Annotated in this window: 16 protein-coding genes, 1 pseudogene and 2 riboswitches; of the genes and pseudogenes, 9 read left to right on the top strand and 8 right to left on the bottom strand. The window is 73.3% G+C overall.

Annotated elements, in window-relative coordinates; genetic code table 11:
• Positions 1–152: 152 nt before the first annotated feature.
• Both ACYVD1_RS01135 and ACYVD1_RS01130 read left to right on the top strand, forming a co-directional pair.
• Complete coding sequence (locus tag ACYVD1_RS01135; protein WP_460766287.1) at positions 153–1,562, top strand: GH1 family beta-glucosidase; 1,410 nt, start codon at positions 153–155, stop codon at positions 1,560–1,562.
• Positions 1,563–1,778: 216 nt separating this feature from the next.
• On the top strand, positions 1,779–2,345 hold the full coding sequence (locus tag ACYVD1_RS01130) for a TetR/AcrR family transcriptional regulator (protein WP_460766284.1): 567 nt from the start codon (positions 1,779–1,781) through the stop codon (positions 2,343–2,345).
• 50 nt (positions 2,346–2,395) lie between these two features.
• Here ACYVD1_RS01130 and ACYVD1_RS01125 read toward each other — a convergent pair whose 3' ends face one another.
• Together ACYVD1_RS01125 and ACYVD1_RS01120 are read right to left on the bottom strand one after the other, a co-directional pair.
• Positions 2,396–2,623: a hypothetical protein gene (locus ACYVD1_RS01125; protein WP_460759941.1), complete on the bottom strand. Its 228-nt coding sequence runs from the start codon at positions 2,621–2,623 to the stop codon at positions 2,396–2,398.
• A gap of 345 nt (positions 2,624–2,968) precedes the next feature.
• The gene (locus ACYVD1_RS01120; protein ID WP_460766278.1) at positions 2,969–4,720 is read right to left on the bottom strand and encodes a hypothetical protein; all 1,752 of its coding nucleotides are present in this window, start codon (positions 4,718–4,720) and stop codon (positions 2,969–2,971) included.
• Between the two features lie 509 nt (positions 4,721–5,229).
• Here ACYVD1_RS01120 and ACYVD1_RS01115 point away from each other — a divergent pair.
• The 4 genes from ACYVD1_RS01115 to ACYVD1_RS01100 are packed head-to-tail and all read left to right on the top strand — an operon-like array spanning position 5,230 to position 9,123.
• On the top strand, positions 5,230–6,183 hold the full coding sequence (locus tag ACYVD1_RS01115) for a nitrite reductase (protein WP_460766275.1): 954 nt from the start codon (positions 5,230–5,232) through the stop codon (positions 6,181–6,183).
• 5 nt (positions 6,184–6,188) lie between these two features.
• The gene (locus ACYVD1_RS01110) at positions 6,189–6,854 is read left to right on the top strand and encodes a precorrin-8X methylmutase (RefSeq protein WP_460766746.1); all 666 of its coding nucleotides are present in this window, start codon (positions 6,189–6,191) and stop codon (positions 6,852–6,854) included.
• On the top strand, positions 6,851–8,377 hold the full coding sequence (locus tag ACYVD1_RS01105) for a precorrin-2 C(20)-methyltransferase (protein ID WP_460766272.1): 1,527 nt from the start codon (positions 6,851–6,853) through the stop codon (positions 8,375–8,377). The genes ACYVD1_RS01110 and ACYVD1_RS01105 overlap by 4 nt, the downstream gene beginning before the upstream one ends.
• Positions 8,374–9,123 (top strand): cobalt-precorrin-4/precorrin-4 C(11)-methyltransferase, encoded by a 750-nt coding sequence (locus ACYVD1_RS01100; RefSeq protein ID WP_460766269.1) that lies wholly within the window; start codon positions 8,374–8,376, stop codon positions 9,121–9,123. Before ACYVD1_RS01105 ends, ACYVD1_RS01100 begins: the two co-directional genes overlap by 4 nt.
• Here ACYVD1_RS01100 and cbiE read toward each other — a convergent pair.
• Positions 9,120–10,352, bottom strand: coding sequence for a precorrin-6y C5,15-methyltransferase (decarboxylating) subunit CbiE (gene cbiE, locus ACYVD1_RS01095; protein WP_460766266.1), 1,233 nt, complete (start codon positions 10,350–10,352; stop codon positions 9,120–9,122). The two genes, ACYVD1_RS01100 and cbiE, sit on opposite strands and share 4 nt — an antisense overlap.
• Positions 10,353–10,394: 42 nt before the next feature.
• A riboswitch (cobalamin riboswitch) is annotated at positions 10,395–10,528 on the top strand.
• A 45-nt stretch (positions 10,529–10,573) separates the two neighbouring features.
• Between cbiE and ACYVD1_RS01090 the strand changes: the two genes are divergently transcribed.
• Genes ACYVD1_RS01090 through ACYVD1_RS01080 form a run of 3 tightly spaced genes read left to right on the top strand, consistent with a single transcriptional unit; the run spans position 10,574 to position 15,848 of the window.
• A complete protein-coding gene (locus ACYVD1_RS01090; protein WP_460766262.1) occupies positions 10,574–12,682 on the top strand; it encodes a VWA domain-containing protein in 2,109 nt (702 codons plus the stop codon).
• Positions 12,682–13,296, top strand: a complete 615-nt coding sequence (gene cobO / locus ACYVD1_RS01085) for a cob(I)yrinic acid a,c-diamide adenosyltransferase (protein ID WP_460766259.1) — start codon at positions 12,682–12,684, stop codon at positions 13,294–13,296. Before ACYVD1_RS01090 ends, cobO begins: the two co-directional genes overlap by 1 nt.
• Before the next feature lie 50 nt (positions 13,297–13,346).
• Entirely contained in the window at positions 13,347–15,848 is a 2,502-nt protein-coding gene (locus ACYVD1_RS01080) for a cobyrinate a,c-diamide synthase (RefSeq protein ID WP_460766742.1), read from the top strand.
• Positions 15,849–15,893: 45 nt separating this feature from the next.
• Here the strand turns inward: ACYVD1_RS01080 and ACYVD1_RS01075 are convergent, their stop codons facing one another.
• The 5 genes and pseudogenes from ACYVD1_RS01075 to ACYVD1_RS01055 form a co-directional block, all read right to left on the bottom strand.
• Positions 15,894–16,604, bottom strand: a complete 711-nt coding sequence (locus ACYVD1_RS01075) for a cobalt-precorrin-6A reductase (RefSeq protein WP_460766739.1) — start codon at positions 16,602–16,604, stop codon at positions 15,894–15,896.
• 108 nt (positions 16,605–16,712) lie between these two features.
• A pseudogene (locus ACYVD1_RS01070) lies at positions 16,713–18,260 on the bottom strand (cobyric acid synthase); the annotation flags it as partial.
• The gene (cobF, locus tag ACYVD1_RS01065; protein ID WP_460766255.1) at positions 18,257–18,982 is read right to left on the bottom strand and encodes a precorrin-6A synthase (deacetylating); all 726 of its coding nucleotides are present in this window, start codon (positions 18,980–18,982) and stop codon (positions 18,257–18,259) included. The pseudogene ACYVD1_RS01070 and the gene cobF, both read right to left, overlap by 4 nt.
• A complete protein-coding gene (gene cobN / locus ACYVD1_RS01060) occupies positions 18,979–22,569 on the bottom strand; it encodes a cobaltochelatase subunit CobN (protein WP_460766252.1) in 3,591 nt (1,196 codons plus the stop codon). The genes cobF and cobN overlap by 4 nt, the downstream gene beginning before the upstream one ends.
• 36 nt (positions 22,570–22,605) lie before the next feature.
• Positions 22,606–22,750, bottom strand: a riboswitch (cobalamin riboswitch).
• Between the two features lie 76 nt (positions 22,751–22,826).
• Positions 22,827–23,633: an ABC transporter ATP-binding protein gene (locus ACYVD1_RS01055; RefSeq protein WP_460766734.1), complete on the bottom strand. Its 807-nt coding sequence runs from the start codon at positions 23,631–23,633 to the stop codon at positions 22,827–22,829.
• Positions 23,634–23,690 lie beyond the last annotated feature (57 nt).

Genomic DNA, 23,690 nt, shown 5'->3' with positions numbered 1-23,690 from the left:
GCGGAGCGGTTCCGGTTCGGCGGCGGGAGACTCCTCGGCCGGGGTGGGTGGCGGGCCCGGTTGGCGGGGGGAGGAGAAAGTCGTTTGGCGGGGTTGTCGGGACGCGTTGCGTGGACCAGAATGGGAGCGCTCCCAACCCGAAGGGCCCCGCCATGGACCCCGCCACGCCCGAGCCGAGCCTCCCCCCGGGCCTGCTGTTCGGAACCGCCACCGCCGCCTACCAGGTCGAGGGCGCCGCCAACGAGGGCGGACGAGGACCGTCGATCTGGGACACCTACTGCCGCACCCCGGGACGGGTCGCCCGAGGAGAGAGCGGTGACGTGTCCTGCGACCACTACCACCGCTACGGCGAGGACGTCGCGCTGCTCGCCGACCTCGGGGTGGACCTGTACCGCTTCTCGGTGTCCTGGCCCCGTGTCCAGCCCACCGGACGGGGTCGCCCGAACGAAGAGGGCCTGGCCTTCTACGACCGCCTGGTCGACACGGTCCTCGGCGCGGGGATCGAGCCGGTCCTGACCCTCTACCACTGGGACCTGCCGCAGGCACTGGAGGACGAGGGCGGCTGGCGCGTACGCGACACCGCACGCCGGTTCGCCGAGTACGCGAGGATCGTCGCCGACCGCCTCGGCGACCGGGTGAACCGGTGGATCACCCTCAACGAACCCTTCTGCTCGGCGTTCGTGGGACACGCCGTCGGCCGCCACGCCCCCGGAACCCGGGAGGGGACCCCCGCCCTGGCCGCGGCCCACCACCTGCTCCTCGCCCACGGTATGGCCACCGGGGAGCTGCGCGCCTGCGCAGCCGGCCAGGTCGGCATCACGCTCAACCCCGACCACCTGCTGCCCGAGACCGACTCCGAGGCCGACCGGACAGCCGTGGAGCGCGCCCGGACGCTGCACAACCGGACCTGGTTCGACCCGCTGTTCACGGGCGCCTACCCGGACAACGAGAAGGAGACCTGGGGAGAACTCGCCGACGGCTCCTACCGGCAGGAGGGAGACCTGGAGACCATCGGTCAGCCCTTGGACTTCCTCGGCGTCAACTTCTACCGGCCGATCATGCTCCGCGACGCCCCGCACGCCGAAACCGATCCGGGCCTGCGGACCGCCTCCGACATCGGCACCGAACAGGTCCCCTTCAAGGGGGTCAGGCACACCACCATGGGCTGGCCCGTGGTTCCGGAGACCTTCGACGCGCTTTTGGTCGACCTCGACCGCCGCTACCCGGGGCTGCCGCCGATCCTCATCACCGAGAACGGGTCCGCGGAGGAGGACGTGCCCGACGGGCAGGGCCGGGTCCGCGACGGCGACCGCATCGCCTACCTGCGCGACCATTTGGCCGCGCTGTCCCGCGCGATCGACGCGGGGGTGGATGTTCGCGGGTACTTCGTGTGGTCGCTGCTGGACAACTTCGAATGGGCCTTCGGCTATGACCGCCGTTTCGGCCTGGTGCGCGTGGACTACGAGCTCTTGGCGCGCCACCCCAAGGACAGTTACCACTGGTACCGGGACTACTTGACCTCGCACCGGGCCCGACGGGCGCACACCGCTGACGGCCTCTGAGGGCCCTCCGGGTACCGCGGGCGGTCTCGATTGGTACCCGATCCCACAGGGGTGCCTCGCGGTCCAACGCCGTGTTGGCATCCGTTCCGATCTGCGGCAAGCTGGAGGGTGTAAGGCACACGAGGGCTGTGGGGGCTCATGACGGATGGATCGGGTATGACGGCGCCGCCGGATTCGAGTTCGGGTACCAGCGGGAGCCTCAGGGCCGCCCAGAGGATGCTTCAGCTGCAGAACAGCCTAGTGGAGCTCCTGCGGACCAAGCCCTTCAGCCAGATCTCCTACAAGGAGATCACTGAGGGCGTCGACATCGACCGCTCCACCGTCTACCGCTACTACAACCACAAGAACCAGGTACTCCAGGCCGCCGTCGACGTGCGCCTGACCGCCTTCGCCTCCCAGGTGGACCTCACGTTCGGCCGGATGGAGTCGATCGACGGTTACATGGGTCGCCTGCTGGACGCCTGGGTGGGGCTGTGGTTGTCGGACGGTGCGCTGCTCGCCGCCGCATCGGGTCTGGGCGCGGAGCCGGGACCGCAGCGCCAGTGGTGGCGTGAACGGATCGAACCGTGGATCGAGGCGGTGCGCGAGGCGATCGAGGTGGCCCGGTTCGTGGAGGAGCTCCCCAAGGACGGGCGGCCGGCGCTGCCGCTGGCGGAGATGACGGTGGGGATGTGCCTGTCCACGCTCAACAGCGAGCTGACCGTCGAACACGACGCCGAGCACCGCACGATGGTCCGGGACCTCCTGCTGGACGCGATCCTGCGCACCATGGGCCGCCATTAGCGGCGCCTGAGTCCGCTTCGGGCGGCCCCGCCTTGGGAGGAGAGACGGGGTCAAGCGTGCTGGCGCGCGGCTCTGCCGAAGGAGCCCACGACCGCTCCGAAGGCGAACATCGAGGCCTCGTCTTCGTCCATGTGGATGATCCCGGCGGGGATGCGCACCCGGAAGGGCTTGGTTTCGGCGGGGAGGATCTCCAGACCGTCGATGATCCCCTGTCCCTCCAGCATGGTGAGGGCTTCCCCGACCCTGCCGGTGCGGTCTGCCCGCGCCCATATCGACATGCGTTTACCCTAACTACGGCCCTGGGCCGACAGCGGATTCGGCCCGCGACCGGGAGAGCGGTGCGGCGGGAACACGGGAGGTTCCGTGATAAGGCGGACCCGACCTGGAATTCCCGCTCCGTCCGTCCCCCCGGTTTCCCCGTCGGGGTGTAGGGATACCTTCCCAAAGATGTCACCGGCGGTGCACCTGCACGTGCATTTTCATGTGTGGGTGACCGGATCCGGCCATCGGAGGGGGATGCGGCCGGATCCGTGCCGACGGGTGCCGTGCTGGGATTTTCTCGCCTTGGGGATGTCCGCGTCAGAGGCGCGAACCTCGGGGCGCACGCCTTAGGGGTGCTGGTCTCAGCGGGCCAGCACGGTCATCTCGTCACCGTGGACGTCCACGGCGCTGAGGTCGACCTCGTCCGCCGGGTGGGCCTCGGCCACCGGTCCCTCGACCTCCAGCACCGTCTCGCCGTCCTCACTGGACCCGTCGGCCCCGCCCTCCGCGGTGAGGGCGGCGGTCTCGCGGGAACCGGCGGCCAGGTAGTTCCACCGGTCGTCGGGGTCCTGCCACCAGGTGCCGGCCACCACCTGGCGGTTGAGGTTGCTGCAGTCCCACCCGCCCTCTCGTTCCCCGGCCACGGTGGCCTCGGTTCCGTCGTCGGTCTCGGCGACCAGGACCGCGCGGGCCAGGCCCCCGCCGTCGTGCCCGCCGAACCGCACACACGACCAGCGGCCGGTTCCGCCGCCGGGCAGGTCCTGGACGGCGAACTCCCAGGCGGTCGCGGTGCGTATCGGGTCCTCGGGCGGGTCACCGGCGCAGGCCAGCTCGCCCCACAGGTCGAAGCCCTGTTCCGGGCCGAGCACCTCATGCGGACCGAGCCTGCGGATGTCGGCGGGCGGGGGCGGCATGTACCCGAGGTGGGCGGTGTCCAGCCCGCCCAGGTCGATCGCCGTGTACGGCTCGCCGTGCGCCACTTCGGGAGCACGCAGGCGCAGGACGGGCCCCACGTCGCAGTGCTCCCCGGTGGACAGGGCCTCGGTGACACCGTCCTCGTGTTCGATCGGGGACCAGTCGGCGCCGTCCTCACCGAGCGGTGCGGTGTCGGCCTCGACGATCCACGGGGGCAAGAGGTAGTGGGTGCCCTCTTCGGTATCGGCCAGGCGCAGCGCGGGCCAGTTGGCCACTCCGTTGCCGGGTTCGGCGAACACCTCCACCCGCTCGTCGCCGTCCTGGTGGGTATAGCGGGCGACCCTGGGGCCGTCGTGCAGGAGCACGACGTCGCTGTCGGCCACATCGCCGGCGAACAGCAGCGCGGGTGAGTCCGGAGTGTCGGAGCCGGCTTGGCCCTCCTGCTCGATCCAGGCCGCCAGGGCCCGCTGGGTGAGGTCCCCGTCATCGGCTGCGTCGCCTCGGGGGTGCCAGGCGGTCAGGTCCAGTCGGAAGCTCTTCCGCCACGTGTCGGGCGCGGTCGGTTCGGAGAGCTGAGCCGGAGGCGCGGCGACCGTGGGGACGACGACGCCGCCGTCGGGCCCGGCGGTGGCCAGGCCGAGGGCGCTTGCCCCAAAGAGCAGGAGACCCGCGGCGGCGGCCAGGCCCCGGCGGTGCACCAGGGCACCCCGGCCGCTGACCCGCACGACCGTGGGGTCGGGCAGGTGCGGTGGCTCCAGTACCCGCTGGGCACGCTCCACGGCGGTCGCCGCGTCGCGGATCCCTGCGGCGGAGAGGACTTCGCTGGCCTGCTGGGTGTCCAGGCCCTCCACCTTCAGGAGGGCATAGGCGGCGCGGTCCGCCGAATCCAGGCCTGCCAGCGCCTCCAAGGCGCGGGCCTCGGCCCCCACCCCGTCGAGGGGTGAGACCCGCAGGCCCGCCCGGCCACGGGGGTGCCAGCCGCGGGGGAGGAGTGCTCGCCGCAGGACCCGGCGGCGGACGCGCGGGTAGTCGTGTGGCCGGGGGTGGCGCCGTCCCCTCGGAAGCGCGCCGGTCACGAGCCGGTGGGAGTGTTCCAGCAGACCGTGCGGTTCCCTGCTGCCGGAGAGGGTGAGTAGAGCGAGCAGGACCAGGTTCCGGTAGGGGGAGCGGGGGAGGGGCTGCTCGGGGGTGTCGGGCATCAGGGCTCCTCGGGATCTTTCCGAGCGACCCTAGAGAAACGGGGCGGGCCGCACCGGGCAAACGCCGATAGCCGTGGCCTATGTCAGGAATGTCCTGCTGACAGGGTCCTGGTGGACCGCCTGGCTGTTGAGCGCAGCGAGGTCGGGTCCAGCGATGCGATCGATCACGTTCCCGTCCTCGATGTGGCCACACCTGAGCATCGGCCCCGGGAACGCGTGCGCTGGCTCGGCCCCCGGCGCCGCCTGGGGCCTGCCTGATGCGGCACTTGGGAGACCGGGTAACCTCGTCAGGCCAGTCGGACTCCACCTTGTGGGCCAGTGAACCCGGATCGGATCCGGGTCTGACCCGCAGCGGTGCGGGGGACGGGCGGGCGCGTCCTGGCGGAGGACACCGCGCAGGCAGTCCGTACCCGCTCGCCCCCGCGTTCGAGGACCTGCTGGCGCCGACGGTACGAGCCGTCGGTCACCCCCGGGCCACGCGGAGCAGCCCCCTGACACGAAGGACGTCCATGCCGCCAACCGGTCGACCTGCATCGGGCCTACCCGGTCCGGGCAGCGACAGCACGGAGCTCCGTGCCCCGGGAACGGCCGGACCGCGCGACCGGCGCGACCGCTGCCCCGGCACGTTCAGACCGTGGGAGGCCGATGACGGGCTCCTGGTCCGGCTCCGGCTCATCGGAGGGCGCCTTTCCGCGGACGCCCTGACCGCTCTGGTCGGGGTCGCGGAACGGTACGGTGACGGCCGGGTCCGGGCCACCGTGCGGGCAAACCTGCAGCTGCGCGCCCTCCCGGGGGAGGACGGCACCCTCGCCCCGGAGGTCATCGGCGCGCTCGAGGGCACGGGGCTCCTCCCCTCGCGCACCCACGAACTGGTCCGCAACGTCATGGTCTCCCCGGGCTCGGGCCTCTGGAGCGGGCGGGCCGACCTGCGCCCGGTCGCCGCCGAGCTCGACCGGCTCCTGTGCGCGGCCCCGCACCGTGCAGGACTCCCCGGCCGGTTCCTGTTCGTGCTCGATGACGGCCGCGGCGACCTCATGGAACGCACCTGTGACCTGGGCCTGGCCGCCCTCGACGCACACCGCGCGCAGATCCGGGTCGGGAACGGCTGGGGCCCGGTGGTCGCCCTCGACGAGGCGGCAGAGGCCCTGGTCTCGCTCACCGACCGGTTCCTGGATCACCGCGGGGACGGCCCTTGCGCCGCGTGGCACGTCAGCGAACTCCCGGCCCCGCTCACCGAGCCTGCACCGCCCGACCCGCGACTGCCTCCCCCCGCGCCCTCACTCCCGTACGGCCCCGTGCCAGGGGGAGGGCAGCACGTACCCGTCCACGGCACCGGACTGGACCGAGCCGCCGCCGACACGCTCACCGAGGAGATCCGTGCCACCGGCCACGGCACCCTCGTCGTGACCCCGTGGCGCGGCGTCCTCGTCCCCGGTGTCCCCGTCCCCGGAGGTAGCTCTTGACGCCCCTGAACCGGCTGAACCGACCGAACCGGCACTATCACTACATCGACGACGGGCCGGCGATCTACACCGACTCCTTCGCCACGATCCGGCGAGAAGCCTCGCTGGGGCACCTGCCGCCGGACGCCGAACGGCTCGCGGTGCGCATGATCCACGGCACCGGCCAGGTCGACCTCGCCGCGGACCTGGTGGTCCACCCCGGTCTGCTCTCCTCGGCCCGGAAAGCGCTGGGCTCGGGCGCGCCGATCCTGTGCGACGCGGGCATGGTGGCGGCGGGCGTCACCCGCGCGCGGCTGCCCGCCGAGAACGAGGTGCGGTGCCTGCTGTCCGACCCGCGGGTTCCCGGCCTCGCGCGGGACTGGGGCACCACCCGGTCCGCGGCCGCCGTGTCCCTGTGGGAACCGGAGCTTGAGGGCGCCGTAGTGGCCGTGGGCAACGCGCCCACCGCGCTGTTCCACCTGCTGGAGATGCTGATCGACGGCGCCCCGCGCCCTGCCGCGATCGTCGGCTGCCCCGTCGGGTTCGTCGGCGCTGCGGAGTCCAAGCAGGCCCTGACCGAGCTGGCCGACCGGCACGGCATCGACGTCCCCTTCGTGACCGCCCTCGGCCGTCGCGGAGGGTCCGCGATGACCTCGTCGGCCCTGAACGCACTTGCCAAGGAGGAGGAGTGACCGGCCGTTTCCACGGTGTCGGCGTAGGCCCCGGGGACCCCGAACTCATCACGCTCAAGGCCGCCCGGCTCATTTCCGCCGCCGACGTCGTCGCCTACCACGCCGGCGCGGGCAAACGCTCGAACGCCCGCCGGATCGCCGCCGAACTCGTCCCGGACACGGCGATCGAGGAGGAGCTCACCTACCCGGTGACGACCGGTACGACCGACCACCCGGGCGGGTACACGGGCGCGCTCGCGGACTTCTACGCACGTTCCGCGCAGCGCCTGGCCGCGCACCTGGACGCCGGGCGGGACGTCGTGCTGCTGTCCGAGGGCGACCCGCTGTTCTACGGCTCGTACATGTACATGCACGACCGGCTCTCGGATCGGTACCCGACCGAGATCGTTCCGGGTATCCCCGCGTTCGCGGCCGCCGCCTCGGCCGCGGAGTCCCCATTGGCCCGGCAGACCGACGTACTCACGGTGCTTCCGGGGACCCTGCCCGAACCGGAGCTGGCCCGGCGCCTGGCCGGCACCGACGCGGCCGTGGTCATGAAGCTGGGGCGCACGTTCCCGGCGGTCCGGCGGGCACTGGAGGCGGCCGGGCGTCTGGAGCACGCGGTGTACGTGGAGCGGGCGTCGATGGAGGAGGAGCGCCGGATGCCGGTCGCGGAGGTCGACCCGGCGACGGTCCCCTACTTCTCGCTGATCCTGGTGACCGGGGACAGCCGGAACGGAACACGGTCCCGCACCGGCCGGACCGCCCCGCAAGCCGTGCCCGAGGCTGCCGAGCCGGCCGCGGAACTCCTGGTCGTCGGCCTGGGGCCGGGACCGGACCACTGGCTCACCGCCGAGGCGTCCGCCGCGCTGGCCGAGGTGGACCACGTGGTGGGGTACGGCGCCTATGTCGACCGGGTACCGCAGCGTGCCGGGCTCACCCGGCACTCCTCCGGCAACACCGTGGAACTCGACCGGGCCCGCCTCGCCCTCGACCTGGCTCGGAAGGGGGAACGGGTCGCGGTGGTCTCCGGCGGGGACGCGGGGGTCTTCGGGATGGCCACGGCCGTGTTCGAGGCGGCCGAGAACCCCGACTACCGGGACGTACCGGTCCGGGTGCTGCCCGGGGTGAGCGCCGTCCAGGCCGTGGCGGCGCGTGCGGGTGCCCCGGTCGGCGGGGACTTCGCGGTCATGAGCCTGTCCGACCGGCTCAAGCCGTGGGAGGTCATCGAACGCCGGCTTCGTGCGGTGGCCGGGGCCGACCTGGCGCTTGCGGTCTACAACCCGGCCTCACGGTCCCGGACCGAACAGATCGCCACCGCACGCCGGGTCCTGTTGGAGCACCGCGCGCCGGAGACGGTCGTGGTCGTGGGCCGGAGCGTGGGCCGGGAGGGCGAATCCCTGGAGGTGACGACGTTGGGTGACCTGGATCCGGCAACGGTGGACATGCGGTGCCTGCTGATCGTCGGCGCGTCCGGGACCCGGGTCTCCGAAGCCGGACGTGTGTGGACCCCGCGGTGGGTGGAGCAGGAGGCGCGGCAGTGACCGTGCACTTCGTGGGCTCCGGGCCCGGTGCCGCCGACCTGTTGACGGTACGCGCCACGCGCATGCTCGCAGCGGCGGACGTGGTGCTCTACCCGGGCACGTACCTGGACCCGGGGGTCCTGGACCACTGTGCACCCGGCGCGGAGCTGGTCGACACCCAGGGCCTGGACCTGGACCGCATCACCGAACGCCTCGTCGCCGCGCACACGGGGGGTCTGGCGGTGGTGCGGCTGACGTCCGGGGATCCGTCGGTGTACTCGGCGCTGTCGGAGCAGACCCGGCGGCTCGACGCGCGCGGCGTGCCGTGGGACGTCACGCCCGGGGTGCCCGCCTTCGCGGCCGCTTCGGCGCTGGTGGGACGTGAGCTGACCGTGCCGCTGGTGTCGCAGTCGGTGGTGCTGACCCGGACCCAGTCGCGGTCGAGCGCGATGCCGGAGACGGAGTCGCTGGAGGCGTTCGCGGCGACCCGGGCGACGTTGGTGCTGCACCTGGCGATCCGGCGGGTGCGAGAGCTCATGGAACGGATCGAACCGGAGTACGGGGCGGACTGCCCGGTCGTGGTCGCACACCGGGTCGGCGGGCCGGAGGAGGCGGTGCTGCACGGGACCGTCGGCGACATCGCGGACGCGGTGGAGGAGGCGGGGTTCCGCCAGGCCGCGGTGATCCTCGTGGGGCGCGCGTTGACACCAGGGGAGGGGGGCGAGTCGTTCCTGTACGACCCCGAGCGCCCCCGTGGCGGTACCTAGAGTGTCAGGGACCACTGCGTGACGGTGCGGGCCGGGGTCCATCCCGTGAACGTGCCGACGGGTGCGGTGGTCTCCACCGCGGTCCGGGTCAGTTCCCCGCCGCGGGCACGGTAGGCGTCGGCGAGCAGGTGTTCGGTCTCCAGAGTCACCCCGTGGACGACGATCCGCCCGCCCGGTGACAACGCCTCCAAACAGGCCTCGAGCACCCCCGGGCGGGTGGCTCCCCCGCCGACGAAGACGGCGTCGGGGGAGGGCAACCCCTTCAAAGCCTCCGGCGCGCGCCCGTGCACCACCTCCAGCCCGGGTACCCCGAGCGTGCCGGCGTTGCGCCCGATCCGCACGGCGCGCTCGGCCCCGGACTCGACCGCGGTGGCCGTGCAGGTCGGGTCGGCGCGCATCCATTCGACACCGACCGAACCCGCGCCCGCACCGACGTCCCACAGGTGCTGACCCGGCGAGGGCGCCAAGCGGGCCAGCGCCGAGACCCGCAGGTCGCGTTTGGTGAGTTGGCCGTCGTGTTCGAAGGCGTCGTCGGGCAGGCCGGGGAACAGGCCGTACCCGACCGGGTCGACGGTCTCCAGCGCGAGCATGTGCAGGGCCGGAACCTCCGCCGGAGGCGAGGCGCACCAGGCCTCGGCGGTGCCCTCCCAGCGGGACTCGTCCGCGGCCCCCAGGTCGCCGAGCACGGTTATCCGGCATGCGGGGTGCCCGGCGCCGGTCAGCAGAACGGCGACCTGCGCGGGGGTCGACGGTCCCGAGGAAAGGACCAGCAGGCGGCGCCGCGGCCCCAGGTGGCGCAGCACCAAGCGGGGGTCGCGCCCGACCAGGCTCACGACCGTGCACCGTTCCGCGGGCCAGTTCATGCGGGCGCGCGCCAGGGCGACCGAGGACACCGCAGGCTCCACCCGCACCGCGCCGGCACCGAGCACATCGACGAGGGTGGTGCCGATACCGGAGACGAAGGGGTCACCGGAAGCGAGGGCGACCACCCTGCCGTCCCCGAGCGACGACAGCAGGGACGGCAGCCCTTCGCGCAGGGGTGACGGCCACGGTTCCCGCTGCTGCCCGGGGCGCTCCGGGAGCATCGCCAGGTGTCGGCGCCCGCCCAGGACCGTGTCCGCGTCCAGGACGAGCCGGCGCGCCCGCTCCGGGAGCCCTTCCCAACCCTCGGCGCCGACCCCGACAACGGTGATCCCGGGGCGGGGCGGAGGGCGCTTGTCGACCGTCATGGCTGTGACGTTATCGTGGCGTGCACAGGCACGAGGTGCCCCGGGTCCCCAACCGTCGGAAACGGCGGCTACGGAGGCTGGGGAGAATCTGGGAAGACCGGTGAGAGTCCGGCACAGGCCCGCTGCGGTGAACCGGGCCCCGAACACGGGGACCCGGCAAGTCCGAAGACCGGCCTCGCGCCCGCCCCTTACCGACGGCGAACACGAGCGGGAGCCTCACTATGCCTCAGCGGCCTGCGCACTACCCCTTCTCCGCGATCGTGGGGTGTGACACCGAGCAGCTCGACGACCTGGGGCTGGCGCTCGTCCTCACCAGCGTGTCCCCCGAGATCGGAGGGGTGCTGGTGCGCGGACAGAAGGGCACCGCGAAGTCCACCGCCGTGCGCGCGCTCGCCTCACTCCTGCCCCCGGTCGAGGTGTACCGGGGCGACCGTTTCTCCGTGGACCCCGCCGACTCCGGACAGCAGTCCCCCGACGGCCCCTTCGGCGCCGAGACCGCCGTGGAGAGCCGACCGGTCCGCTTGGTCGACCTGCCCGTCGGCGCCACCGAGGACCGGGTGCTGGGATCGCTGCACTTGGAGCAGGCGCTTACGCACGGAAAGGTCGCCTACGAGCCGGGGTTGCTGGCGCGGGCCCATCGCGGACTCCTGTACGTGGACGAGGTGAATCTACTCCACGACCACCTCGTCGACCTGCTCCTGGACTCCGCCGCGACCGGCCGGGTGACGGTGGAGCGCGACGGGTTCTCCGTGGAACACGCGGCCCGGTTCCTGCTCATCGGAACCATGAACCCGGAGGAGGGCGAGCTGCGGCCCCAACTCCTGGACCGGTTCGGGCTGACCGTCGAGGTGACGGCGCCGACCGACCCCGCCGCACGGGCCGAGGTGGTGCGTCGGCGGCTGGCCTACGACAGCGATTCCGCGGGGTTCGCCGCCAGGTACCACGACGCCGAGGAGGCCCTCGCCGACCGCATCGCGAAGGCGCGCAGCGCGCTGGAGCGGGTGCACCTGTCGGAGGCGGCGCTGCTGAAGATCGCCGAGGTGTGTTCGGCCTTCGAGGTGGACGGGCTGCGGGCCGACATCGTGACCTCCCGCGCAGCAGTGGCGCACGCCGCCTGGGCGGGGCGCGAGACGGTCACGCGCGCCGACATCCGCCGCGCGGCCCTGCTGACGCTGCCGCACCGGCGCCGTCGCAACCCCTTCGACGCACCGGGACTGGACGAGGAGCTGCTCGACCGGATCCTGGGTGACGAGGAACCGCCGCCGGACCCGCCGCAGCCGCCGGATTCCTCGGACTCCCCAGAGACCACGGACCCTTCGCAGGCCCCCGACCCGCCGGAACAGTCCCCGGAGGACACGGGGCCCGAGGGGGCGGGCCCCGACACCCAGGGCCCGGAGAACGCCTCGGAGGAGACCGGCGAGGCCCAGGAGACCGACGTACCCCCGAACACGGACGCCCCGCGGGACCCCAGTGAGGATTCCGAGGACGGCGGCACCCCGCCCCCCTCGTCGGAGAAGGCCACGAGCACGGTCGGATCCACGGCCCCCTACCGCGCCCGCAAACTCACCGTGCGCGGGGCGGGCCAGGGCGCCGACGGCAAGCGGAGCCGGGCGGTGGGCCGGCGCGGCCGCCGGATCGGCGCCACGCGGCCCGGTGCCGGTTCCGGATCATCGCTTCACCTGGTGGAGACCGTGCGCGCCGCGGCGTCCGGTCCCAGGGACGGCGACGGGGTGCGTATCCGTCCGCAGGACCTGCGGATGGCGGTGCGCGAGGGCCAGGAGAGCAACCTGATCCTGTTCTGCGTGGACGCGTCCGGATCGATGGCGGCACGCAAACGCATGGGCGAGGTCAAGACCGCGATCCTGTCCCTGCTCCTGGACGCCTACCGGCGCCGCGACAAGGTCGGGCTCATCACCTTCCGCGCGCAGCGGGCCGAGCTGGTGCTGCCGCCGACACATTCGGTGGACGTGGCCGCGGCCCGGCTGGAGGACGTGCCCGCGGGCGGCCGGACGCCGTTGGCGGAGGGGTTGCTGGAGGCCGACCGGGTGCTGCGGCGCGAACAGCGGCGCGACCCCCGCCTGCGTCCGCTGCTGGTCGTGGTGACCGACGGGCGGGCCACCGGTTCGCGCGGTGCCGTCCAGCAGTCCCTGGCCGCGGCCGACCACATCGCCGGGCAGGAGGTCTCCACCGTCGTGGTCGACGGCGAGTCCGGGCCGATGCGGCTGGGGCTGGCCCTCGCGCTCGCCGCACGCCTGGGAGCCGAACACCTGCCGGTCGGCGAGGTCAACGCCGATGCTCTGAACACCGCCGTACGAGAAAGGGCCGCCTGATGCCGCAGGGCCAACCGTCCGTAGTGCCCGACGACGGGCTCACCACACGACAGCGCCGCCACCAGCCGCTTCTGGCCGTCCACACCGGGGACGGAAAGGGCAAGTCGACCGCGGCCTTCGGGCTGGCGCTGCGCAGCTGGAACCAGGGTTGGCGGATCGGGGTGTTCCAGTTCGTCAAGTCGGCCAAGTGGAGGATCGGCGAGCAGACCGTCCTGGAGCGGCTGGGGAAGCTGCACGAGGAGACCGGTGAGGGCGGCCCCGTCGAGTGGCACAAGATGGGTTCCGGATGGTCGTGGATCCGCCGTAAGGACGGCGAGGAGGACCACGCGGCGGCCGCTGCGGAGGGCTGGGCCGAGATCAAGCGCCGCCTGGCCGACGAGCGGCACGACCTCTACGTGCTCGACGAGTTCACCTACCCGCTCGCGTGGGGCTGGATCGACGTGGACGATGTCGTGGAGACCCTGTCGAACAGGTCGGGGCGCCAGCACGTGGTCATCACCGGGCGGCGGGCCGACCCGCGCCTGATGGAGGCCGCAGACCTGGTCACGGAGATGGCCAAGGTCAGGCACCCGATGGACAGCGGCCGCAAGGGCCAGCGGGGGATCGAGTGGTGACGTCCTCGGTAGCTGCCCGAACGGAGGCGGCGGGGACCCTGCCGCGGGTCATGGTGGCCGCACCGATGACCGGCCAGGGCAAAACCACGGTCGCGACGGGGCTCATGGCGGCCCTGCGCGGGTCCGGGCTCGCGGTGAGCGGGCACAAGGTGGGGCCCGACTACATCGATCCGGGGTACCACGCGCTGGCGACCGGGCGACCGGGCCGGAACCTGGATCCGCACCTGGTCGGTGAGGACCGTGTGGCGCCGCTGCTGCTGCACGGGGCGCGCGGGGCGGATACGGCCGTGGTCGAGGGCGTCATGGGCCTGCACGACGGGCGGATCGGCACGGATGGATTCGCGTCGTCGGCGCACGTGGCGGCCCTGACCCGGACCCCCGTGGTGCTCGTGGTGGACGTGGCGCGGATGTCGCGTTCGGTGGGCGCGCTGGTAGCGGGCATGGCCGACTATGACCCGGCCGTGGAGGTCGCCGGGGTGATCCTGAACCGGGCGGGATCGGACCGCAACACCACGGAGGTCGTGCGGTCGCTGCGTCTGCCCGTGCTGGGTGTGGTGGGCCGGGACGAGGGGTTGGCCTCGCCGTCCCGGCACCTGGGGCTCGTGCCGGCGGCCGAGCGGGACGGTGCGGCGCTGGTCGTCGAGCGCATGGCCGAGCAGATCGCGCGGCAGGTGGACCTGGACGCGGTACTGGAGGTGGCCCGGTCCGCGCCCGCGCTGGAGGCGGAACCGTGGTCGCCGGTGCTGTCGGGGGTACCGGGGGCCGGGGCGCGTGCTTCGGGTACCGACGACCGCCCGGTGGTGGCCGTGGCCGGCGGCCGGGCGTTCACGTTCCGGTACGCCGAGACCGAGGAGCTGCTGGCCGAGGCCGGATGCCGGGTGGAGGTATTCGACCCGCTCCGGGACTCGGCGTTGCCAGCGGGCACGCGCGGACTGTACCTGGGGGGCGGTTTCCCCGAGGTGCACGCCGGCGAGCTGGCCGCGAACCGGGGGCTGCTGGGGGAGCTGCGGCAGGCGGTGCGCGACGGTGTCCCGACGGTCGCCGAGTGCGCCGGGATGCTGTACCTGGCCAGGACCCTGGACGGGGAGCCCATGGCCGGGGCGCTGGACGCGGACGCGCGGATGTCGGAGCGGCTGACCCTGCGCTATCCGGAGGCCGTCGCGCCGTCGGACACGCTGCTGACGCGCGCCGGGGAGCGGGTCACGGGGCACGAGTTCCACCGGACGCGGCTGGCACCGGGGGCCTGCGGGCGGACGCCGGCGTGGGAGATCGACGGAACGGCCGAGGGGTTCGCGTCCCCGAGCGTGCACGCCTCGTACCTGCACGTCCACTGGGCCGGACACCCGCGGCTGGCGGCGCGGTTCGCCGCTGCCGTGTACGGGACCGGTCCGCACTTTGCCGCCACCGCGCCGAGCGCCGCCACCGCCGCTCCGCGCGCTGCCACCCGCGGGCACGAACAGGGTTCGGCGGACACACACGGTCCAGGGGAGGCGGCAGCCGTACCAGTCCCCGTGTCCGATCCCCTGCGCCACCACGGGGACCGCGAGACCGGTAACGGGCTCCTCGACTTCGCCGTCAACGTCTACTCCGGCCGCCGGCCCGAGTGGCTCGACCAGGCACTGCGGGACAGCCTCGACGACGTGGGCGCCTACCCCGACGCGGCGCCGGCGCGGGCGGCCATCGTCCACCGGCACGGCCGTCGCGCCGACGAAGCCCTGCCGACGGCTGGCGCTGCCGAGGCCTTCACCCTGCTCGCACGGGTGCGCCCGTGGCGGCGTCCAGTGGTCGTGCACCCCCAGTTCACCGAACCGCACTCCGCCCTGGAACAGTCCGGGCACGCCGTGACGACCGTGCTCTGCCGGGCCGAGGACGGATTCGCTTTCGACCCGGAAGCGGTGCCCGAGGACGCCGACCTCGTGGTCGTCGGCAACCCGACCAACCCCACGGGGATCCTGCACCCGGCCGAGACGCTGCGGCAGCTGTGCCGACCGGGCCGGGTGGTGGCGGTGGACGAGGCGTTCATGGACGCGGTCCCGGGAGAACCCGAGTCCCTGGCGGGGGAGGCGCTCCCCGGGCTGGTGGTCCTGCGCAGCCTCACCAAGCACTGGTCCATCCCGGGCCTGCGCGCCGGCTACGTGGTCGGCGACGCGCGGGTGGTGGACGAGCTCACCCGCGCCCAGACGCCGTGGTCGGTCTCCACCCCCGCGATCGCCGCGACCGCGGCCTGCACCGACACGCGGGCCACCGCCGAGGCCGACGCGCGGGCGCGGATCCTGGAGAACCAGCGCGCCGTGCTCGAGGCCGGGCTGCGCGAGCTGGGGGTGGCGTTCGTTCCGTCCCGTGCGCCGTTCGTGCTGGTGCGGGTGGGGCACGGGGTACACGGCCGTCTGCGGGACGCCGGGATCGCCGTGCGCCGCGCGGACACTTTCCCCGGGCTCGACGCCTCCTGGATCCGGGTGGCGGTCCGCCCCGAGCGGACCACCCGGCGCTTGCTCACCGCCCTGGCCGGACTCCCGAGGGCCGAGGAGGCTGCGCGCGACGCGCACATATGACGGGCGCCTATGCGGCCGGACCGCTGCCGGAAAGGCGGTCGGCCCTTACCGCAGGGAGAGCACCCAGGTGAGCGCCGCGGACACGTCGTGCACGGCCGGGACCCCTGGGGGACCGGGTGGCCTGCGGACCACCACGACCGGGACACCGAGGGAGCGCGCCGCCGCCATCTTCGGCCAGGTGTAGGTTCCGCCCGCGTCCTTGGTGACGAGGACGCCGGTGCCGTGGCCCTGCATGAGCCCGTGTTCCCCGTCGAAGGTGTAGGGGCCGCGGCTGGTGACGAGTCTCCATGCCTCGGGCAGATCGAGGTCGGGCACGTCGACCACCCGTGCGAGCACGGAACGGCTCCCCAGGGCGGGCACGAACCGCTTCAGCTCCTGGCGGCCGACGGTGAGGAACGGGTGCCCGCCCAGTTCCGCGGCACGGTCGGCGGCCTCCTCGTGGGTGTCCGTGAAGTGCCAGGCCGGGTCGGGCTCCCACGGCGGGCGTTCCAACCGCAGCAGGGGGAGCAGCCCGGTGCAGGCGGCGGCCGCGTTGGCGGTCATGCCGAGGGCGAAGGGGTGGGTGGCGTCGACCACGGCGTCGTAATCCGACAGGGCCGCGCGCAGCCCGTCGACGCCACCGAACCCGCCGATACGGACCTCGCCGACGGGCAGCCTCGGGCGGGCCACGCGTCCGGCGAGGGAGGAGGTCACGTGCACCCCGGCCTCCACCAGGAGGGCGGCGAGCTCGCGTGCCTCTGACGTCCCACCCAGGATCAGCACCCGCGGGGCGGCGGGGCCTGCCGCAGGAACGGCCCCGCGCTGTGCCTCCTGGGCGGGCGTCCTCTGCGCCGACCCGCCGGGCACGGCAGCCCCTGCCTCGCCCGGCGCCCCGGGCGGCAGCACCGGCATCCCACCGGGCGCGCCCGCGCGGGCGAGGCCGAGCAGAGCGTCGACGTCGAGGTGCCGCTCCACCAGGTCGCCCAGCAGGTCCAGCCGCCGTTCCCGCGCGGCCGCGAACTCCGTACCGGACGACTCCAGGCCCAGCGTCCGCGCCAGGAACGCGGACCGGAACCCGTCGCCCTCCAAGCTCCCGTGCCACATGGTCCCGTAGACCGCACCCGACCGGGTCCCGCCCAGGAACTCCTCGCCCCCACCGCCGACGGTGACCCGCCCGTGGTGGATCTCGTAACCGTGCGCGGGTGCCCCGAGCGCGCTCCCCCTGGGCAGGCGCAGGGTCTTGTCCGCGGTGAACTCGGTCCGCACGTCCAGCAGCCCGAGCCCGTCGGCAGACGCCCCGGCCCCGGCCTCCACCCCGTCCGGGTCGGCGATCGTCCGCCCCAGCATCTGGAACCCGCCGCACACCCCGAGCAAGGGTCGGCCCCGCCGCACGTGGTCGTGCAGAGCCCGGTCGAGGCCGCGCGCACGCAGCCAGGCCAGGTCGGCGAGGGTGGACCGGCTCCCGGGCAGCACCACCAGGTCCGCGTCGGACAGGTCGTGCGGGGAGGAGGCGAATACGACGTCGAGCCCCGGCTCCAACCCGAGGGCGTCCACGTCGGTGAAGTTGCTGATCCGCGGCAGCCGCACCACCGCGACCCGGCGCACGGACCCGCTCTCCGATCGGTCCCCGGCCCGGTGCGGAGCCAGGTCCAGGGCGTCCTCGGAGTCGAGCCACACCCCGGCGTCCCACGGCAGGGTCCCGTACACCCGGCGCCCGGTGAGCCGTTCGAGGTCGTCCAACCCGGGCCGCAGCAGGCTCGGTTCCCCCCGGAACTTGTTGATCACGAAACCGGAGACCAGCGCTTGGTCGGCGGCCTCCAGCAAACCCACGGTGCCGTAGAGCGAGGCGAAGACCCCGCCCCGGTCGATGTCGCCGACCACCACCGTAGGTAGCCCCGCGTGCCGGGCCAGGCCCATGTTCACGTAGTCGCCCGCGCGCAGGTTGATCTCGGCCGGGCTGCCCGCGCCCTCGGCCACGACGACGCCGTACCGGGAGGAGAGGTCGCCGAAGGCTTCGTGGGCGGCCTTCGCCAGGTGCCGGCGCCCCTGTTCCCAGTCGGTGGAGGACAGGTCCCCGGCCGGGTGCCCAAGGAGCACAGTGTGGCTGCGCCGGTCGGTGCCGGGTTTGAGCAGCACCGGGTTCATCGCCGGTTCCGGGTCCGCCCCCGCCGCGAGCGCCTGCACCCACTGGGCCCGGCCGATCTCGGCGGGACGCCCGTCAGGGCCGCGGCAGACCATGGAGTTGTTGGACATGTTCTGCGCCTTGTACGGCGCGACGCCCACCCCGCGGCGGGCCAGCGCCCGGCAGAGCCCGGTGGTGACCACACTCTTGCCGGCGTCGGAGGTCGCCCCCGCCACCAACAGGCCACCGCCGCCGGATCCGCCGGGAGCCCCGTGCGCCCCCGTGAGGCCTCCTGCTGCGTCCCCGCTCACGACGGCCTCCTCAACAGTGCGGTGTCCATGACCCAGCCGGCCCGTTCCTTCGCGCGGGTCCGGGCCTCCCCGATCTCCGGGAGCACGTCGGCGACCCGCCCGGCCACCAGTTCCTCCGATCCGGTGCCGAGGTTGGCGCCCCACCACACGGACCACTCTCCCAACCCTTCGAAGGCGGGGCGGGCCCCGAGCATGACGACGATGTTGTCCTGGCCGGCGGCGACGGCCTCGTCCAGCCTCCGCAGAGGCGTGACGTGCACCGGCCGCCCCACGTCGTGCAGCACGATCCGGTGCCGGGCCGCGAGGAGCTGCGGGGCGCTGATCCCGGGCAGCACGTCGTACTCCACGGGCACCTTCCCCCGGTCATCGATGCGGGCCACGATCCGCAGCGTCGAGTCGTACAGGGACGGGTCTCCCCAGACCAGGAACGCCGCGCTGCCGCCCCGCTCGGCCAGGACCTCCTCGACGGCCCGCACGCGCGCCTCGTGCCAGTCGGCGACCGCCGCGCGGTAGTCGGCTGGGTCGTCGCGGTCGCGTTCCGGGTCCGCCACGGCCACCAGCGGCACCCCGTGGGCGTCGCACACCGCACGGCGCAGGTCGAACAACCCGTCGTCCCGCCGCTTGCGCGCCGCCACCGCGTAGTCGCACCCGCGCAGCGCGGCGGAGGCCTCCGGGGTGAGCTGGTCGGGGCCCATCCCGATGCCGACGATACGGACCCTCATTCGGAGCGTTCCTCGATGTCGCCCTCGACCTCCAGGTACACCTCCGACAGCGCCTGCAGCGTCTCCTGGGCCGGCTCGGCCCACAGACCGCGCCGCGCCGCCTCGTGCAGCCGCTCGACGATGCCGTTGAGGGCCCACGGGTTGGAGCGGCGCATGAACGCCTGAGTCTCCTCGTCGAGCACGTACTCCGCTGCGAGCTTCTCGTACATCCAGTCGTGCACGACCCCGGCCGTCGCGTCGAACCCGAAGAGGTAGTCGACGGTTGCGGCCAGCTCGAAGGCCCCCTTGTACCCGTGGCGGCGCATGGCCCCGATCCAGCGCGGATTGACCACGCGGGCGCGGAACACCCGTGCGGTCTCGTCGGCCAGGGGCCGGGTGCGCACCGCGTCGGGGGTGGTGGAGTCGCCGACGTAGGCCTTGGGTTCGGCGCCCGAGAGCGCGCGCACGGTCGCGATCATGCCGCCGTGGTACTGGAAGTAGTCGTCGGAGTCGGCGATGTCGTGCTCGGCGCTGTCGACGTTCTTCGCGGCGACCTTGATGCGCCGGTAGTTGGTGCGCATGTCGTCGGCGGCCGGAACCCCGTCGAGGCCGCGCCCGTAGGCGTAACCGCCCCAGGCCGTGTACACCTCGGCGAGGTCGCGGTCGTCGCGCCAGTTCCCGGACTCCACGAGCTGCAGGATCCCGGCGCCGTAGGATCCGGGCGCGGAACCGAAGATCCGGGTGGTGGCGCGTCGGTGGTCGCCGTGGTCGGCCAGGTCCGCGCGGGTGTGGGCGCGCACGTAGTTGTCCTCGTCGGCTTCGTCGAGATCGGCGACCAGTGCCACGGCGTCGTCGAGCATGGCGACCACGTGCGGGAAGGCGTCGCGGAAGAACCCGGAGATGCGCACGGTCACGTCGATGCGCGGGCGCCCCAGCTCCTCCAGCGGGATCACGTCGAGCTTGCTGACCCGGCGGGAGGCCTCGTCCCACTCGGGGCGGACACCGAGCAGGGACAGGACCTCGGCCACGTCGTCGCCGGAGGTGCGCATCGCCGAGGTGCCCCACACCGACAGGCCCACGGACCCGGGGTAGGTGCCGGTCTCCTCCATGTGGCGGCGCAACAGGGAGTCGGCCATCGCCTGGCCGGTCTCCCAGGCCAGGCGGGAGGGCACGGCGCGCGGGTCGACCGTGTAGAAGTTCCGGCCGGTCGGGAGCACGTTGACCAGCCCGCGCAGGGGGGAGCCCGAGGGGCCGGCCGGCACGAACCCGCCGTTGAGGGCGTGCGTGAGGTGGTCGAGTTCGTCTGTGGTGCGGGCGAGGCGCGGCACGACCTGGTCGGCGGCGAACTCCAGGACCCGGCGCACGTCGGGGTCTTCGTGCAGGTCGGCCACGGCGGAGCGGTCCCAGCCGGCGGCCTCCATCCCTTCGACCAGGGCGCGGGCCTGGGCCTCGACCTCGTCGACCTCGTTGGTGGGGGCCTCTCCCTTCAGTCCCAGGGCTGAGCGCAGGCCGGGCACGGCGGCGCCGACCCCGCCCCAGACCTGCGCGGCGCGCAGGACGGCCATGGTGAGGTTGACGCGGGGTTCGCCCTCCGGAGGCTCGCCGAGCACGTGCAGGCCGTCGCGGATCTGGGTGTCCTTGATCTCGCACAGCCAGCCGTCGACGTGGAGCAGGAAGTCGTCGAACTCCTCGTCGTCGGGGCGCTCCTCGAGCCCGAGGTCGCGGTGCATCTCCGCGGCGCGCATGAGCGACCAGATCTCAGCCCGGATCGCGGGGAGTTTGGCCGGGTCCATGGCGGCGATGTTGGCGTGCTCGTCGAGGAGCTGCTCCAGGCGGGCGATGTCGCCGTAGCTCTCGGCGCGGGCCATGGGCGGGACGAGGTGGTCCACGACGGTGGCGTGGGCGCGACGCTTGGCCTGGGCACCCTCGCCCGGGTCGTTGACCAGGAACGGGTAGATGAGCGGCAGGTTCCCGAGCACCGCGTCGGGGCCGCAGTCGGCGGACAGGGCGGCGTCCTTGCCGGGCAGCCACTCCAGCGACCCGTGTTTGCCGAGGTGGACGACGGCGTCGGCGCCGAACCCGTGCTCCAGCCACCGGTACGCGGCCATGTAGTGGTGGCTCGGAGCGAGTTCGGGATCGTGGTAGATCGCGATGGGGTTCTCGCCGAAGCCGCGCGGGGGCTGGACCAGGACCACGACGTTGCCGGCCCGGAGCGCGGCCAGGACGAGTTCGCCCTCGTCGTTGACGTAGAGCTTGCCGGGGGCCGGACCCCAGGTCTCGGCCATGGCGTCCTTGAGGGAGGCCGGGAGGCCCTCGGTCCAGGCGGCGTACTGCTCGGGGGTGATGCGTACCTGGGCCTCGGTCATCTGCGCGTTGGTCAGCCAGTCCTGGTCCTGGCCGCCGGCCTCGATGAGGGTGTGGATGAGGGTGTCGCCTGCCTCGGTCTCGTCCGGCAGGTCCAGGCCGGGCAGGGCGTCGGGCTCGCCCAGGTCGTAGCCGTCCTCGCGGAGCCGCCGCAGCAGGCGCACCAGGGAGCGGGGGGTGTCGAGGCCGACCGCGTTGCCGATGCGGGAGTGCTTGGTGGGGTAGGCCGAGAGCACGACGGCCAGGCGCTTCTCGGAGGCCGGGACCTGGCGCAGCCGGGCGTGGGAGGCGGCGATCCCGGCCAGGCGTTCGCAGCGCTCGGGCTCGGCGGTGTAGCGGGGCAGGCCGTCCTCGTCGATCTCCTTGAAGGAGAACGGCACGGTGATGATGCGCCCGTCGAACTCGGGGATCGCGATCTGGGTGGCGGAGTCGAGCGGGCTGACGCCCTCGGAGGTCTCCTGCCAGTCGGCGCGGGAGCTGGTCAGGCACAGGCCCTGCAGGACCGGGACGTCGAGGGCGGCGATACGTTCCACGTCCCAGGCCTCGTCGTCCTCACCGGCGGTCGCGGACGCGGGGACACTGCCGCCGGCGGCCAGGACGGTGACGATGAGGAGGTCGAAGGCGCGCAACGCCTCGAACAGGTCGTCGGGGGCCGAACGCAGCGACCCCGCGAAGACCGGCACGCCCACGGCCCGGCCCGTGGCGTCGACGGCGTCGGCCAGGGCGTGCACGAACGCGGTGTTCCCGCCGGCCTGGTGGGCGCGGTAGTAGAGGATGCCGATTTTGGGCAGGGACGGGTCCTGCGGGACCTCGCGCTCGGCCATTCCCCACAGGGGCACGTGCTGCGGGGCTTCGAACCCCTCGCCGGTCAGCAGCACGGTGTCGGACAGGAACGCGTGCAGGCGGGCGAGGTTGGTGGGTCCGCCCTCGGCCAGGTACCGGTGGGCGTCGGTGACCACACCCATGGGAACCGTGGAGCGCTCCATGAGTTCGGCGCTGGGCTGCTGTTCACCGCTGAGTACCACGAGAGGGGTGCCGCGCTCGCGGACCGCGGCCAGGCCCGGCCACAGGTCGTGCGGGGAACCCAGCATCCGGACCACGACGAGGTCGGCGCCCTCGACGGTTTCGGTGAGTTCTGTGTCGGTGGCACGCGAGGGGTTGGCCCACACGTACGCGGAGCCGCTGGCCCGCGCGGAGAGCAGATCGGTGTCGGACGTGGAAAGCAGCGCGATCCGTACCGTCATGGCCGGAATTCCTCCCCAGGGGTTCTCGCCCCGTCGATGGTCGGACCGCTCGTGGACAGTGTCTGACTTGCACCTGGTGTGAGGTGTCACAGTGGCGGAACCGTCCCGGACTCGCACCGGGTTCCTGTGCCACGAACGAGGAGCTCACACACTAACGGGCGCCGCGAGCCGACTCGCGACGGGCCTCCCCTTTCGAGGGCGGCCGACCGCGGGAACGTATGGCGAGCGGGACTCCGTTCGAGAGGCGCACAGTGCGGTCATGTCGTGGGATCGTGCCCCGGGTGCGTACGGGAGCCCGGTTGCTCCGGATCCCGTCGGCGCAGGAACCGGACGACGGGGCGCTCACCGTCGGTGGTGACCTCGGCCCGGACCCCGTAGACCTCTCCGATGAGCTCGGGTGTGAGCACCTGGCCGGGCGATCCCTCCGCCACCGCCCGACCGGCTCGGAGCACGACGAGCCGGTCGCAGTACATCGCGGCCAGGTTGAGGTCGTGCAGCGCGATCACCGTGGTCACGGGCAGGCTCACGGCCAGCTCCAACAGGTCGAGCTGGTACTGGATGTCGAGGTGGTTGGTGGGTTCGTCGAGCAGGAGCTCACTGGGTTCCTGAGCCAGGGCTCGGGCGATCTGGACCCTTTGGCGCTCCCCACCGGACAGGGTGTGCCAGGACTGCCCGGCACGGTCGGTGAGCCCGGTGCGTTCCAGGGCCGTGTCGACCGCGCGCAGGTCGTCGGCGGAGACCGGGGTCCAGGCGCGGCGGCGCGGGATACGCCCCAGGGCGACGACGTCGCGCACGGTCATCTCGGTCTGTGTGTGGGAGTTCTGCTGGACCACGGCCACGCGTCGGGCCACTGCTCTGCGGCCGATGCGCGGCAACGGGTCCCCGTCGAGGGTGACCGTCCCGGCGGTGGGTCCGAGAACCCCCGCGAGGAGCCGGAGCAGGGTGGACTTGCCGGATCCGTTGGGGCCCAGCAGTCCGACGGTCTCACCGGGGCGCGGGGCGAGGGTGACCCCGTCGAGCACGATGCGGTCGGCGATCCGGTGCACCACACCGTCGGCGCGCAGGTGGCCGCCCCCGGAGCCGGTCTCGGGCGGACCGTGACCGGACCATCCGCGGCCGGG

Source organism: Nocardiopsis nanhaiensis (assembly GCF_054778635.1).
Note: the sequence above shows the minus strand (reverse complement) of the source record. Positions and strands in the feature narration are given on the sequence as shown.

What these genes read in the sequence shown, in the direction of transcription:
- ACYVD1_RS01135 (WP_460766287.1), top strand. Translation starts at nt 153, where the DNA reads ATGGACCCCGCCACGCCCGAGCCGAGCCTCCCCCCGGGCCTGCTGTTC.
- ACYVD1_RS01130 (WP_460766284.1), top strand. Translation starts at nt 1,779, where the DNA reads ATGCTTCAGCTGCAGAACAGCCTAGTGGAGCTCCTGCGGACCAAGCCC.
- ACYVD1_RS01125 (WP_460759941.1), bottom strand. Translation starts at nt 2,623, where the DNA reads ATGTCGATATGGGCGCGGGCAGACCGCACCGGCAGGGTCGGGGAAGCC.
- ACYVD1_RS01120 (WP_460766278.1), bottom strand. Translation starts at nt 4,720, where the DNA reads ATGCCCGACACCCCCGAGCAGCCCCTCCCCCGCTCCCCCTACCGGAAC.
- ACYVD1_RS01115 (WP_460766275.1), top strand. Translation starts at nt 5,230, where the DNA reads ATGCCGCCAACCGGTCGACCTGCATCGGGCCTACCCGGTCCGGGCAGC.
- cbiE (WP_460766266.1), bottom strand. Translation starts at nt 10,352, where the DNA reads ATGACGGTCGACAAGCGCCCTCCGCCCCGCCCCGGGATCACCGTTGTC.
- ACYVD1_RS01090 (WP_460766262.1), top strand. Translation starts at nt 10,574, where the DNA reads ATGCCTCAGCGGCCTGCGCACTACCCCTTCTCCGCGATCGTGGGGTGT.
- cobO (WP_460766259.1), top strand. Translation starts at nt 12,682, where the DNA reads ATGCCGCAGGGCCAACCGTCCGTAGTGCCCGACGACGGGCTCACCACA.
- ACYVD1_RS01080 (WP_460766742.1), top strand. Translation starts at nt 13,347, where the DNA reads ATGGTGGCCGCACCGATGACCGGCCAGGGCAAAACCACGGTCGCGACG.
- cobF (WP_460766255.1), bottom strand. Translation starts at nt 18,982, where the DNA reads ATGAGGGTCCGTATCGTCGGCATCGGGATGGGCCCCGACCAGCTCACC.
- cobN (WP_460766252.1), bottom strand. Translation starts at nt 22,569, where the DNA reads ATGACGGTACGGATCGCGCTGCTTTCCACGTCCGACACCGATCTGCTC.